Origin of the sequence: Latilactobacillus sakei (genome assembly GCA_002953655.1) — a bacterium.
Lineage (GTDB): Bacteria > Bacillota > Bacilli > Lactobacillales > Lactobacillaceae > Latilactobacillus > Latilactobacillus sakei_A.
In genome coordinates this window covers 552,203-566,983 of record CP025839.1, presented here as the reverse complement: position 1 = coordinate 566,983, position 14,781 = coordinate 552,203, and the positions used below count along the sequence as shown (strand labels likewise).

Annotated in this window: 15 protein-coding genes; all 15 read right to left on the bottom strand. The window is 41.9% G+C overall.

The genetic code is table 11. The features are described from left to right. Positions 1-81: 81 nt before the first annotated feature. Positions 82-1,029 (bottom strand): UDP-glucose 4-epimerase, encoded by a 948-nt coding sequence (locus C0213_02700; protein ID AUX11356.1) that lies wholly within the window; start codon positions 1,027-1,029, stop codon positions 82-84. A gap of 19 nt (positions 1,030-1,048) precedes the next feature. Next, a complete protein-coding gene (locus C0213_02695; protein AUX11355.1) occupies positions 1,049-2,236 on the bottom strand; it encodes a glycine C-acetyltransferase in 1,188 nt (395 codons plus the stop codon). Positions 2,237-2,425: 189 nt separating this feature from the next. Then, the gene (locus C0213_02690; protein ID AUX11354.1) at positions 2,426-2,896 is read right to left on the bottom strand and encodes a nucleoside 2-deoxyribosyltransferase; all 471 of its coding nucleotides are present in this window, start codon (positions 2,894-2,896) and stop codon (positions 2,426-2,428) included. Between the two features lie 281 nt (positions 2,897-3,177). After that, positions 3,178-3,855: a phosphate transport system regulatory protein PhoU gene (phoU, locus tag C0213_02685; protein AUX11353.1), complete on the bottom strand. Its 678-nt coding sequence runs from the start codon at positions 3,853-3,855 to the stop codon at positions 3,178-3,180. 17 nt (positions 3,856-3,872) lie between these two features. After that, positions 3,873-4,631, bottom strand: coding sequence for a phosphate ABC transporter ATP-binding protein (locus C0213_02680; protein ID AUX11352.1), 759 nt, complete (start codon positions 4,629-4,631; stop codon positions 3,873-3,875). A 20-nt stretch (positions 4,632-4,651) separates the two neighbouring features. After that, the gene (gene pstB / locus C0213_02675) at positions 4,652-5,461 is read right to left on the bottom strand and encodes a phosphate ABC transporter ATP-binding protein (GenBank protein ID AUX11351.1); all 810 of its coding nucleotides are present in this window, start codon (positions 5,459-5,461) and stop codon (positions 4,652-4,654) included. 9 nt (positions 5,462-5,470) lie between these two features. Then, complete coding sequence (gene pstA, locus C0213_02670) at positions 5,471-6,355, bottom strand: phosphate ABC transporter, permease protein PstA (GenBank protein AUX11350.1); 885 nt, start codon at positions 6,353-6,355, stop codon at positions 5,471-5,473. Beyond that, positions 6,355-7,278 carry a phosphate ABC transporter permease subunit PstC gene (pstC, locus tag C0213_02665; GenBank protein AUX11349.1) on the bottom strand — a complete coding sequence of 308 codons (924 nt, stop codon included), beginning with the start codon at positions 7,276-7,278 and terminating at the stop codon, positions 6,355-6,357. The genes pstA and pstC overlap by 1 nt, the downstream gene beginning before the upstream one ends. A 9-nt stretch (positions 7,279-7,287) precedes the next feature. Beyond that, positions 7,288-8,148, bottom strand: coding sequence for a phosphate ABC transporter substrate-binding protein (locus C0213_02660; GenBank protein AUX11348.1), 861 nt, complete (start codon positions 8,146-8,148; stop codon positions 7,288-7,290). 92 nt (positions 8,149-8,240) lie between these two features. After that, a complete protein-coding gene (locus C0213_02655) occupies positions 8,241-9,902 on the bottom strand; it encodes a two-component sensor histidine kinase (protein ID AUX11347.1) in 1,662 nt (553 codons plus the stop codon). After that, positions 9,889-10,602 (bottom strand): DNA-binding response regulator, encoded by a 714-nt coding sequence (locus tag C0213_02650; GenBank protein AUX11346.1) that lies wholly within the window; start codon positions 10,600-10,602, stop codon positions 9,889-9,891. Before C0213_02650 ends, C0213_02655 begins: the two co-directional genes overlap by 14 nt. A 19-nt stretch (positions 10,603-10,621) precedes the next feature. Next, a complete protein-coding gene (locus C0213_02645; GenBank protein AUX11345.1) occupies positions 10,622-11,755 on the bottom strand; it encodes a PDZ domain-containing protein in 1,134 nt (377 codons plus the stop codon). 191 nt (positions 11,756-11,946) lie between these two features. Then, positions 11,947-12,834, bottom strand: coding sequence for a cell division protein FtsX (locus tag C0213_02640; GenBank protein ID AUX12797.1), 888 nt, complete (start codon positions 12,832-12,834; stop codon positions 11,947-11,949). Then, the gene (gene ftsE / locus C0213_02635; protein ID AUX11344.1) at positions 12,824-13,510 is read right to left on the bottom strand and encodes a cell division ATP-binding protein FtsE; all 687 of its coding nucleotides are present in this window, start codon (positions 13,508-13,510) and stop codon (positions 12,824-12,826) included. The genes C0213_02640 and ftsE overlap by 11 nt, the downstream gene beginning before the upstream one ends. Positions 13,511-13,640: 130 nt before the next feature. Then, positions 13,641-14,757, bottom strand: a protein-coding gene (locus C0213_02630; GenBank protein ID AUX11343.1) for a peptide chain release factor 2 whose coding sequence is annotated in 2 segments (ribosomal slippage) — positions 13,641-14,684 and positions 14,686-14,757 — 1,116 coding nt in all. Because the reading frame shifts where the segments join, the coding sequence is not laid out codon by codon here. Between the last annotated feature and the right edge of the window lie 24 nt (positions 14,758-14,781).

Here is a 14,781-nt window from a genome sequence, read left to right as displayed (position 1 = left end):
ATTTTTATTTAGGTACTCCGAGCGATAACTAATTGCGGCACATAAAAAAGACCGAGCGACTAAGCCCGGTCCTTTACTGCATTAGATTCTAGTTTTTAATTGCGCCAACATATCCTTGGTCATTGCTTCTAAATCATATTGCGGTTTAAAATCCCATTCCGCTTGAGCACAGCTGGCGTCAATGCTATTAGGCCATGAATCGGCAATCGCTTGACGCGCTGGATCAACGGCGTAAGTCATTTCAAAATCTGGCATTTCTTTTTGAATCGCGGCTTTAATTTGTTCTGGTTCAAAAGACATCGCCGTAATATTAAAGGCGTTGCGATGAACCAGGCGCTCTGGATCGGCATTCATCAGTTTAATGATGGCCCCGATAGCATCTGGCATATACATCATATCCATATAAGTACCTTCTTTAATGAATGATTCATAATGGCCATTGCGTAAAGCCTCGTAGTAGATATCGACTGCATAATCAGTCGTGCCGCCGCCAGGTAAGGTCTTATAAGAAATCAAACCTGGGAAACGAACGCCCCGTGTATCAACCCCGTATTTAGTATGGTAGTAATCACAGAGTAATTCCCCAGAGACTTTCGTTACGCCATACATCGTTGTTGGTCGTTGGATCGTATCTTGTGGTGTATTATCTTTAGGTGTACTAGGGCCAAATGCGCCAATTGAACTTGGTGTAAAGAATTTCAAATCTAATTCCCGGGCCACTTCCAATGCATTAACGAGACCGGTCATATTTAACTGCCAAGCAAATTGTGGCCGTTCTTCAGCCACTGCTGACAGTAATGCCGCTAAGTGAATAAGTGTATCGACTTGATAATCGGTCGCAATTTTAAGCATTCGATCATAATCCGTTACATCTAATACTTCAAACGGACCACTTTCAACCGTTTCGTTATGGTCTGGTCGCCGAATATCCGTTGCAATCACACTATCGACACCGTTTTGGGCTCTCAATTGGGCCACTAATTCTGATCCGATTTGTCCTAAACAACCCGTTACCATCACTTTATGCATGTTAGTTCCTCCTTTGAATTTAGATAATCCCTAGTTCACGACCTACTTTTTCATACACCGTCACTGCTTCATCCAGCATTGCTTTGGTATGAGTAGCACTTGGCATGTTACGAATCCGCCCAGTTCCCAGTGGGACGGTTGGGAATACGATTGGTTTGGCATAGACACCATTTGCAACCAAGGCTTGCGAGAATTTTTGAGTTAATTGTTCATCGCCTAAAATTACCGGTGTAATTGGCGTTTCCGATTTTGCGACTTTAAAGCCCACCGCTTTTAATTTAGCCTTGAAGTAATCGGCATTCTCCCACAACTGATCCACATATTCGGGGTGCGCCATGATTAAATCTAACGCCGTAATACAAGCAGCCGCTGCACCAGGTGTTAATGAGGTTGAAAAAAGAAATGGCCGGCCACGAACCTTCAACCAATCGATTAATGCTTGAGTCCCCGCAACATAACCACCGACAACGCCGATTGCTTTGGAGAGGGTCCCCATTTGGAAATCAATCTTGTCTTGTAAGCCAAAATGTTTAACGGTGCCCTTTCCATGTCCCATCACACCAGAACCATGCGCATCATCAACGTAAGTAATCAGTTGATACTTCTCAGCGATTTTAACCGCTTCGGGTAAATTAGCCACATCACCATCCATTGAAAAGACGCCATCGGTAATGTACATCACTTTTTCATAAAGACCACTTTCGGTTGCGGCCTTTGCTTTTTCTTCTAAATCTGCCATATCTTGATGCTTGATACGAATGATTTTCGCCCCTGATAGCCGGCACCCATCGATAATTGACGCGTGATTTAATTCATCTGAAAGAATCGCATCATTCTTAGTCATGACTGCTGAAATCGCACCCATATTACAATTGAAACCGGATTGAAACACAATGGCCGCTTCAGTACCTTTGAACTCGGCAATTTTAGCTTCTAAATCTTGGTGAATCTGAAGTGTTCCGTTAATCGGCCGCACCGCACCAGCCCCCACACCCCACTTTTGTGTGGCCGCTTGATCCGCCGCCTTTAATTCATCGCGATTAGCAAAGCCTAGATAATTATTAGATGCTAAATTAATTAATTCATGTCCGTTGATTTTAATCACCGGCCCATTGTGCGCTTCTAGAACATCGATTGTGTTATATAACCCCTGTTCCTTCAACGATGCTAATCCTTCGTGCAAGAATGCTTCTAACGTTTTAGTCATCCAATCACTCCTGTCCATTTAATAAATAAAATATAGCACGCAATGTAATCGCTTACAATAAAAACAATCGTTCTTTTTATCTAAATTAACAAAGCGCTATTTAACGAGGTCAATTATAAGAAGGTCATTAAAAAAGCCCGTCCGAATTATCATAATTCGGACGGGCTTTTTTAATTTGAAAACAATTGCTTAAACGATCTTACCAGGGTAAGGTTCGCCCGCTACAAATTGGAAATCTAAGGTTTCTAATTCATTAATATCTGTCACACACTTGCTAATCCCTTTAGCTAACATTAAGTTAATCGGATTTTCTTGCAAATCATCTTCACAAACAAATACGATTGGTGTATGGCTTGCATTAAGGTAACCGACTTCAAAAGCGGTCCCCGTATCTTCATCAGCCATATCCCATAAGACAACCGCCAAATCCGCTAAGTCCATTGCAGTAATGTCATTTTGATAAGTTTGATTGGCCCATTCGTAACCACCGAATAAACCATTAGGATCATTATCTTCAGTGACATCTTTGTATTGATGTTCTTGCGGACTATGGATATAACCAACGGTCGGATTAGCAGCCAACGCTTTATGGGCGCGCGCCACCATATCTGCTTGTTTAGGGGTGAACCAACCACCTGCTAAGTAAATTTGTTTTTGCATTATTACGACTCCTCTTTATTAAACATTAAAAAGGGGTGGGACAAAATTGCTTTTGTCTACCGCCCCTTTTTTCGATTGGCGAATATGATTTTTTTAACGTGCTTTTTAAGTCTAGTTTCCGCCGCTTAACCCTACTGTGCAGACTTAAACGCACTCTCTTCTTAAAGTGTTTTATCAGCCATATTCTTCCGGTTAGCTACGAATACCAAATGATTGCTGGAAGCAATCATTCGCCATTCTATGCTAATCCTCAAAATATAACCGGCTGATAAAACACTCTTTTAAAATTCGTCTTCTTTGTCGTTTGAATTTAATTCGACAACTTTGCCAGTTCTTAAATAAACAATCCATTCACAGATGTTTGTGACGTAATCACCAATTCGTTCCAAATAACTGGCTACAAACATGTAATCCATGCTACCAACAACGGTCTCTGAATCACGTTGCATTTCTTTAACACAGTCATCGTAAATATTTTCCGAATAAGCATTAATTGCTGTATCTTCTTCAGCAATCGCAATTGCTCGGCGCCGGTCTTCTTTAACGTAGGCATCCAAGACTTCTTCTACCATTTGTTTTACTTTGTCGGCCATATCCGCAATATCTTTTTCGATATCTGGTACGCGAGTATTGCCCTTCACACGAATCGTTGATTTAGCGATTGAAACCGCATGATCGCCCATTCGTTCCAAGTCAGAACTGGCCTTCATGATGGTTACGATAATCCGTAAATCAGTCGATACCGGCTGTTGAAGAGCAATTAATTCAAAACTCTTACGTTCCAAATCCGTTTCCCGTTCATTAATCTTATGATCATCGGCAATCACTTCTCTTGCCAATTGCTTATCGTGATTAATGAAGGCTTTAACAGATTTATAGATGGCTTCATTGACCATCATGCCCATTTCAGAAAAACGAACGTGCAGTTCATTCAATTCATCTTCAAAAAGTCTACGCATGCTATTTCCCTTCTTTCTTAGCCGAAGCGGCCACTAATGTAATCTTCCGTTTCTTTTTCGGTTGGGTTCAAGAAAATTTTCTTCGTTGGTGCATATTCAATTAATTCACCTTGTAAAAAGAATGCTGTCTTATCCGAAATACGAGAAGCCTGATGCATATTATGCGTCACCATTATAATGGTATACTGTTGGCGCAATTCTAGCAACATATTTTCGATTTTTGTACTCGAAATTGGGTCCAGTGCCGAAGTTGGTTCATCCATTAAGATCACTTTGGGTTTAACAGCCAGCACCCGCGCAATGCAGACCCGTTGTTGTTGCCCACCTGAAAGTGACAAAGCACTTTCGTGAAGTTTATCTTTCACGTCATCCCAAACGGCAGCTTGTTTCAAGCTGGTTTCAACCGCTTCATCCAAAACACGGTGATCCTTCACGCCAGATAAGCGTAAACCATAGACAACATTTTCATAAATTGAAAAGGGAAATGGATTAGGTTGTTGGAAAACCATCCCAACTTCCTTCCGTAATTTAACGGTATCCATCTCAGGCGCATAAATATCCTGACCATTAAGCAAAAACTTGCCCGTCACCGTTGCGGAATCAATCAAATCGTTCATCCGGTTTAAACACCGGAGATAGGTCGATTTACCACAGCCAGAAGGCCCGATTAACGCTGTAATTTCATTTTCTGCAAAATCCATATTAATGCCTTTTAAGGCCTCATTTTTACCATAGAACAAATGAACATCTGAGGATTCAATAATTTTATTCGCCAACTGGCAAACCTCCTTGTATGCTAGCCGAAATGACCAGACACATAATCTTCTGCCGCTTTAATCTTAGGCCGGGTAAACATCTTCCGGGTTTCATCAAATTCAAGCGCGTGCCCTGAATGGAAAAAGGCCGTGTAATCACTAATCCGTGCTGCTTGTTGCATGTTATGCGTCACAATGACAATTGTATATTGCTCTTTCAAACGAATCAACGTTTCTTCAACGGTGTTTGTTGAGATAGGATCCAAAGCTGAAGCCGGTTCATCCATCAGGAGAATATCAGGTTTCATTGCGATTGCGCGTGCGATACAAAGCCGTTGTTGTTGCCCACCTGACAACGCTAAGGCACTCTTATTTAATGAATCTTTCACTTGATCCCAAAGTGCAGCTTGTTTAAGCGTTGTTTCAACGATTTCATCAAGATACTTTTTATCTTTTTGACCGTGTTGTTTCAATGCAAACGTAATGTTGTCGTAAATAGATTTAGCAAACGGATTAGGGCGTTGGAAAACCATCCCAATATGTTCGCGCATCTTATAAACGTCCACTTCATCACTATTGATATCAACATCCCGATACATAATCTTCCCGGTCACACGAGTATTAGCAATATTATCGTTCATCCGGTTTAAACTCCGCAGATACGTTGATTTACCAGAGCCGGAAGCCCCGATTAAAGCCGTAATCCGATAACGTTCAAATTGTAATGACGCATCGTGCATCGCGCGTTTGTCACCATAGTAGACGTTTAAGTCTTCAGTTGACAACGCAATTTCATGCTTAGGTTCTGCTAATTTTTTGATATGTGTTTTTGTTAAATCATAATCTGCCATAAACTTCTCCTATGCTGCTGTCATTTTGCGATAAACGCGCTTGCCGATTACCCGTGCTAACCAGTTGAATAATAGGACAGCGATAATCAAGACGGCCGATGCACCTGCTGAAACAGCTGTCGCATCCGGCATAATGCCTTCAGAATTAATCTTCCAAATATGCACCGCCAATGTTTCGGCTGGCCGCATTGGGTTCAAAGGACTTGCAATATACATTGGGTTCCAGTTTGTGAAATCCAATGAAGGCGCACTTTGACCTGCTGTGTAAATTAAAGCAGCCGCTTCACCGAAAATCCGGCCGGCCCCTAAAATCATCCCCGTAATAATATTGGGTAACGCTTCTGGAATAATGACGTGTTTAACCGTTTCATAACGTGATAAGCCAAGCGCCAGGCCAGCTTCACGTTGTGTAAAGTGGATTGATTTCAAAGCATCTTCCACGTTTCGTGTTAACAATGGTAAGTTAAAGACGGTTAAGGCCAAAGCCCCCGCTAAAATTGAGAAACCTAATTTGAATTGAATAACGAAGACTAAGAAACCAAACAAACCAACCACGACTGATGGTAAAGAGCTTAAAACTTCAATTGCCGTCCGGACGACATTCGTGACCCAGTTTTTAGGCGCATATTCAGCGAGGTAAATCCCAGCACCAATCGAAAGTGGTACGGAAATCACCATGGCAATTACCAATAGGTAGAATGAATTAAAAAGTTGAACACCAATCCCGCCACCTTTTGTAAAGGTTGACGCTGGGTTCGTCAAGAATTGCCAAGTCACGTGCGGTAATCCGCGAATCAAAATGTAACCTAGTAAACTTGCCAATAATAAAACAATTAAGCCAGCGATTAGTGTTAAAACGCCGGTTGCAACTTTATCCCATTTTTTTGCATCCATTAGCGACCCATTGCTCCCTTCCGACCAATTAAACGAACTAATAAGTTAAATAATAGTGACATTAATAATAAGAGCAGTGCCAATGACCATAAGGCGTTATTGGCAAGTGAGCCCATAACGGTGTTCCCAATACCCATTGTCAAGACACTGGTTAATGTTGAGGCCGGTGAAATCAAGTTATGTGGCATTAAGGCCGCATTCCCGATCACCATTTGAACGGCCAGTGCTTCACCAAACGCCCGTGCCATCCCGAAGACGACCCCAGTTAAAATCCCGGGGGTCGCTGCTTTTAAAACGACCTTCCAAGTGGTTTGCCAACGCGTGGCTCCTAGTGCCAATGAAGCTTCCCGATAGTGCCGTGGCACACTCTTCAAAGCATCAACGGTCATTGAGGTTACCGTTGGTAAAATCATGATGAACAACACACAGGTTCCGGCTAAAATCCCAAAACCACTACCGCCAAAGATATGGCGCATTGTTGGCACAACCACTGATAACCCGATAAAACCGTAAACAACAGATGGAATCCCAACCAATAATTCCATAACGGGTTGTAAAATCTTTTCGCCCCGTTTAGGTGAAATTTCTGTCATGAAGATTCCGGCGCCAATAGCAAATGGGGTTGCCAATAAGGCTGCCAAGAACGTCACACCAAACGAGCCCATAATCATGGGAAGCGCCCCAACTTCTGGCCGACCATGACTATCCTTAAGACTTGGATTCCAATCACTTTGGGTTAAAAAGCGCCCTAGACTGACCTTATCCTTAAAGAAGGTTGCCAATCCTTTAGAAGCCACAAAGTAAAAAATAGCCAGAACGATAAAAACGATTAAACTGATACACAATAAACTGATTAATTTTCCTCGGCTTTCGGTTTTCGCCGCCCGTGATTTTTTCAGTAAACTTGCCTTAATTGGATCCATTTTTGCCACCTACTTAACCTTCGTAATTGTGCCGTCTAACGACCGTTCAACTTGCATTTGTGCGACTGGGATGTAACCCATTTTGCTAACTTGTTTGTTTTGAACCTCATCTGATAGGACATAAGCCAAGAAGGCCTTAGTTAATCCCGTTGGTTGACCTTTAGTGTAAACATGTTCGTACGACCAGATTGGCCAAGTATTATTCATGACGTTTTGATCATCTGGTGCAACGCCGTCGATTTTAAGGGTAGCAACCGTATGATCAACGTAAGAAAAGGCTAGATAACTAATCGCCCCCGGTGTATTGGCCACGATTGAGCGGACCATCCCAGTTGAATCTTGTTCTTGCGCTGGTTTTGTCTTGCGATTACCCATTACCCATTGTTCAAAGGTTGACCGCGTCCCGCTACCTTGTGCTCGGTTGACCAAGACCACTTCTTGATCAGGCCCACCGACTTGTTGCCAGTTCGTAATTTCGCCGCTAAAGATTTTAGCCAATTGCGTCAATGTTAAATTCTTAACGCCAATTTTTTTGTTAATTACTGGTGTAATACCGACAACGGCTACTTTATGATCGACTAATTTAGCCGCTTTAATGCCAGCTTTTTCTTCTGCAAATAGATCAGAATTACCCATCTGAACGGCACCTTCTTGAATCTGGCTTAAACCAGTCCCAGAACCACCACCCTGGACGTTAATAAACTGACCTGAATGTTGGGCACTGTATTGTTCGGCTAAGGCTTCAATCAATGGCTGCAAGGCCGATGACCCGACTGCCGTGACTGATTGACCATTTTGTTTAGTTTGACAACCAGTTAATAGTAAGACAACGAATGTGACTAATAAGCCAATAACACTACGTTTACGCATGCTAATCCTCCACGAATTCCATTTAAACCCTTTAATTAATTATAGAAAAGAATTGTAAAATCTAACACTACTGAATGTAAAGATTGTGTAAATCACACTAAGGGGAACGTCAAAGTAAATTGACTGCCAACGCCTAATTGACTTTCAACTGTTAATTGGCCACCAATGCTTTCGGTAATTTCTTTGGCAATCGCTAGCCCTAACCCGGTACCACTCTTATGTGTCGCCCGCGCTTGATCAACACGGTAAAAACGTTCAAAAATGCGTTCTTGTAAATCACTCGGAATACCGAGACCGGAATCCACAACCTGAATGATTAATTGCTGTTGATTGGCCTGAGCGGTAACGACCAGCGATCCTGCTTGTTTGTTGTAGGTAATGCCATTGGCGATTAAATTCTTTAAGACCTGGTTTAACTTCATCTTTTGCGTCTTAAACGTTAATGTCTCCGGAATATTGACGGAAACGTGAATTTCTTTTTGCTGAATCTTTTGTTGCATCAATTCTAGATTAGCTGTCACCATCGCTTTTAACGCGATATCTTGAGCCTGTGTTTGGTCTTGGCGGTCCAAGTGCGATAGCGCTAAAATATCCTGAATTAAGGCTGTCAGGCGTGTGCTTTCTTCGTAAATAATCTTCAAAAACTGCTGCAAGGTTTCCGGATCATCCTTGGCTCCGGCTAATAATGTTTCAGCAAAGCCAGTAATTGCTGTCACCGGCGTCTTCAATTCATGACTGACGTTGCTGACAAAATCGAGCTGCATCTGCTCAACCCGGCGAATATCGGTTAAATCATACAAAATCACTAACGCCTGAAATTTAGACTTCACGGTATTTAACTGCACCACATTAGCATCCACAAACCGTTCCCGATTTTGAATGAGCTGAATTTCTTGGTGGTGACTCCGTCGATACCGGAAAGTATGTTCAATCATCCGCGTTAACTCATAAGTCTTAATATCATCAATATACGGATGCTTTTGGGTTTCAATCGTTGTTTCTAATAACTGTCCCATCGCCTCGTTATGCAGCACGACTTGCCGATTTTCGTTAATCACCATTACCCCGACTGGTAGATGATCAATCAACCGATCAAAACTACCTTGTTGAATAGCAATTTTTTGACGCATATGCCGCATATCTTTATTCAATTGATTCACTTCGTGGGCGAGAACATACAATGATGCGTCTTTTTGGAAAATAATGGGTTCTGGTGTTTCTTCATACCGAATATGGTGAATATTAGCCACTAAAATCTTCAAGTGTTCGTAAAAACGACTGCGTTGGCGTTTGAATTGCCAAAGAACAGTCAGACTGAACAATAAATACAAAATGGTCACCGTTAAGGCGATTTCCGGCCAAGTATGCCAAAACCGTTGTTGTGGCATTAATAAGACAAACGTTGGCTGGCTCGATTGATGAACCGCCACTAAATACCAACGTCCATTAATTTTTTGTCGCACGCTAAAATTACGCGTCGTATGATCGCGATTTAAAATATCGGCTACCGAACGTTCTAGCTTAGTATTGTGACTCGACTGTGGCGTCACCACTTGTAAGTTATTCTGATGTAACCATTTTGTGCGCTTAAAACCGGGATCCTTTACGATTAAGGCGTAATCGGCACTTCGTTCTTTGAGCATTGTATTTTGCTGGCGATAAATGACCAAATTAATTAATAAAATAAAGGCTATGTAAATAGCCACTAAAATAGTGGCTAGCTTATAAAATCTCACTTGATCATGCTTGGTCATGTGCGGGATCCTCCAATTGATAACCAAAGCCACGAACCGTTTTGAGATACACGGGGTGGCGGGGATCATCTTCAATCTTTTCGCGCAAATGACTCACTTGAATGTCGACCATTCGGGTTTCAGCTGGATAGTCAAAACCCCAAACAGCATTCAATAATTTTTCACGACTTTGCACCTTATTAAGGCGATGCATAAAGTACACTAATAATTCAAATTCCTTTGGCGTTAGGTGAAGCTTATGATCGCCTTTTTTGGCGATGACTTCCGCTTCATCCACACTCAAATCACCGACCACAATCGTCTCAGAAGCTTGTTCCACAGGTTGCTCGATTGGTTGGGCAGTACGGCGTTCAATTGCTCGAATCCGAGCGATGATTTCGCGTGGACTGAAGGGTTTCGTTACGTAATCATCGGCCCCGACTTCAAGTCCAACAATCTTATCTGTTTCGTTATCTTTAGCCGTTAAAATCATAATCGGTGTTTTTAATTTAGCTTCCCGAATTTTTTTAGTTACCGCAATCCCATCTAGCTTGGGTAACATCAAATCTAATATAATAAAATCGAATTTCTGTTGTAAGGCCATCGTTAGCGCTTGGGCACCATCTGTTGCCGTCATTACCTTGAAATGTTCTTGCTCCAAATTGTATCTCAAGAGTGTCAAGATTGCTGGTTCATCGTCTACCACTAGAATCGTTTTCATCAATGTCATCCTTATCTAATTAATTCTCTGGAAATAAAATAACACCTAATTCGTGGGGTGCATCGGCAAAAACAGCACTTTCCGTAATGCGATATTCACCCTGAAGATCTTGAACTTTCAAATGACAATAAGTCGAATGGCTTTGAATGGCCTGATAAAAATTTTCGTTATTCGAAATTGCTTGACCATTGCATTCCACAATTACATCGCCAGCTTCTAACCCCATCTTAGCGGCCGGTGTTTGTTCGAGGACTCCCAAAATGCGAATGCCCGCATATGGTTTCGTAAAATGCTGCTTATTTGCCCGGCTTTGTTGTCTTAATCGCCATTGTAAGATAAAACAGATAATTAACGCAACACTTAACGTGCTAAATATGATGCTTGGGAATATAAAACTAACGATACCAGCCACCACAATCACACTGCCAAACGTAATCTGGGTCCGTAAATCACGCGCCACTAACGCTGACATCAGCTCTTTGATGGCTTTAACTGAAAAGCCAAGAATTAACGGTAGGATCACGATGTTAAATGATTGCTGACCAATACGTAAGACTGGCCAAAAACCCCAGTCAGGTAACTGATTAGTGCCTGGGACTAAGAAGAAAACAGGTGCTAAATAAATTTGACGACTTGTAAACATGGCTGTCATCCGGCCCCGGCTACTGGTGATGACGTGCGGTGTCACCACCTTGGTTGCATCCCATTTTTGTAAGAAACCGGTTAGGATCGTGACTAATCCGGCGACAATCAACAGTTCTGCTAACAGGCTGTTCCCAGCTAAAATCTGGTATTGCGGCCAAATCATTGCACTCCCTAAATACAATAAGGCGCTCAATAAAATTAAGACATTCCCTGCAAAACCGATGGGCATTAATAATAAGGCTGCTACTGCAACAATCTGGTAGACTATCCACCAATTTAAATTAATCGTGACACCTAATAACAAGGTGCAACAACTAAGCGCTAAGCCTGCTAATAAGCCATGCCACCAAAATAATTTTAATTCCGGCCACTTGGGATTCACAGCAATTCTAAATGTCTGTCGTTCATGTTTTATACGATGTAGCGCTAACCAAAAAGCAAACACAATCGCCACCCATAACAATGGCGTCGTGAAAAAGGTAAGCAACATATTAACGAACATCTCCATCAAATAAACCCTCCAACCTATTCAATCCCGCCAATCTGAAACCGATGCTAGCCACATCTGTTGAACAGACTGCTGAACTTTCCCCATAAGTATAGCATTTTGCCCCGTTAACTGCCTAGCCCTTAAAGATGCTAAAAAAAGAACCCCGGCTAAAAAGCTGAGATTCCTTTTTGTAAATCAGTATGATTTTTTTAGATTTTTAAGAAACGTCGCATTGAAACAACCGATCCCAAGGCCCCGATAACAATCCCTAAAACGGCCATTGTTAAATCAAGTTGGAATAAGAACATACCTGGTCTTAAGAGTGAGTAACCGGCAGAAGCCATGCTAAAGGCCATATGGTTATAAACCCAGACATAGCCAAAATCGATTACGATAACCGGGACAATCACCCCTAATAAACCAGTCCAAGCCCCTTCAAAGAGGAATGGCCAACGAATATAGGCATTGGTTGCGCCCACTAAACGCATAATTCCAATTTCATCGCGCCGTGATAAAATCGTAATCCGGATTGTATTTGAAATCAAGAAGACGGCTACGAATAAGAGCAATGCAGCAAAGCCTAAGCCCCATTTACGGATGTTCTTCATCACGCTAAAGAGTTTTTTAGCATTATTGCCACCATAAGTAGCATCATAAACATGGGCTAATTTCTTAGCTTTTTTAGCAACCCCAATGGTTTTATTGGGGTTGGTTGTGCTGACCATGTAAACGTCATAAAGTGGATTATCGTCACCGGTAAACATCTTGAATGATTGACCGTAACTACCGACCACTTTATTTAATTCCTTTTTCCGACTTGAATACGTTACTTTTTTGACAGATGCCATTTTCTTAAGTTGCTTTTCCAACTTAGCTTTTTGGTCTTTAGTCGTTCCACGTTCAACCATTACCCGGACGTGCACGTCATTTTCAATATCATTTGAAATTTTATTAAAATTAAAAATCATCGCAAAAACAACGCCAACTAATAATAACGTAACGGTAACCGCACTGACCGCGGCCACTGACATCCAACCGTTACGTTTTAAGCTTTTAAAACTATCATTTAAATGCCGCTTCAACGTTCTAATCTTCATAGCCATACTCACCTTCTTTTTCATCCCGAACTAAACGCCCATCTTCAATCGCTAAGACCCGGTGTGTCCGTTCGTTAACCATTTGTCGGTTATGGGTCGCCATTAAAACAATGGTTTCCTTATCATTGATGGCTTCTAAAATATCCATGATGCCGTCAGAAGTTTCTGGATCTAAGTTCCCAGTTGGTTCGTCGGCAATGAGGACTTCTGGGTAATTAACAATGGCCCGTGCCACAGCGACCCGTTGTTGTTCCCCACCAGATAGCTCATTAGGGAAACGGTCATTCTTAGCTTTTAGGCCCACTAATTCAAGGACCTCTAACACCCGTTTTTGGATGACGTCTGGTTCAGCTTCAATCACTTCCATGGCATAAGCAACGTTTTCAAAAACTGTCAACCGTGGTAATAATTTAAAATCTTGGAAAACCACGCCGACTTTACGGCGTAAATAAGGGACTTCCCGATCTTTCATATTAATTAAATCAAAACCAGCCACTTCAATTTCACCACTGGTGGCCTTTAATTGATGATATAACATCTTAATAAATGTTGATTTACCAGCACCACTTGGTCCAACAATATAAGCAAATTCGCCAGCTTCAATCGTTACGGATAAATCCTTGATTGCTGTGACACCATTTGGATATTCTTTGGACACATTCGTCATTCGAATCACTGAGGTAACACTCCTTTTTAATTGTTCATCATATAAGCTACAAAAAACACTAGTCATATTTCATTATAGCATGCTATCTTACTTATTCGGCACCAAAATTAGTAAACTCTAACGAATCCCTCCGCCGAGCTTAATTCGGATTTTTTTGACTCAACTGCCACTGTAAATAAGCATACATAAAGGGATCTAAATCACCGTCCATGACGGCTTGACCATTACCCGTTTCGTAATTAGTCCGGTGATCTTTAACCATCGTATAGGGATGGAAAACATACGATCTAATTTGTGAACCCCAGCCAATTTCGAGTTGTTCCCCTTTAATAGCGGCTGCTTTTTTGGCTTGTTCTTCTTGTTCTTTTTGATATAACTTGGCCTTCAACATGTTCATCGCAGTTTCTCTATTTTGCAGTTGTGACCGTTGGGCTTGTGAACTGACCACAATCCCCGTTGGTAAATGGGTTAAACGGACCGCTGAAGAGGTCTTATTGATATGTTGGCCACCAGCCCCACTTGACCGGAAAACGTCGACCCGCAAGTCTTCGGTGCGCACCTCGATATCAATTGAGCCATCTAATTCAGGCATCACATCGACTGAACAAAATGACGTATGGCGCCGACCAGCTGAATCAAATGGTGAAATACGAACTAAGCGATGGACCCCTTTTTCAGAGCGCAATAATCCATAGGCATTATGGCCCTTAATCATCAGCGTCACACTCTTAATCCCGGCTTCTTCACCGGCTTGATAGTCTTCGGTTTCTACGGTAAAGCCATGCGCATCTGCCCAACGTAAATACATCCGTAATAACATGGCCCCCCAGTCTTGGGATTCTGTTCCGCCAGCCCCTGGGTGTAATTCAACAATCGCGTTATTGCTGTCGTATTCACCTGATAATAATTGCCCCAATTCATATTGGCGCATCTGGTTTTGAATCTGCTCTAAATCAGCTTCAAAACTCGCCTGTAACTCGTCATCGGGTTCTTCTTGTAATAGCTCTAAGGTGACGCTTAATTCTTCAAATTGTGCTTGTAATTGGTTAAAAGAATCGTACTTCTCTTTTAACGCATTATTTTGATCAATTAATTGTTGCGCTGATTTTTGGTCATTCCAAAAATCAGGATCAGCCATCTGCGCTTCGTTTTGCGCGATGCTTTCTTGCAGGCCTTCTAAGTCAAAGAGACCCCCTGAATTGCGTTATTTTGCGCTCAATTTCGTTTAATAAATGTCTTGCTTCACTTAATTCCATTTGATTAACCTCTTTTTGATTTCA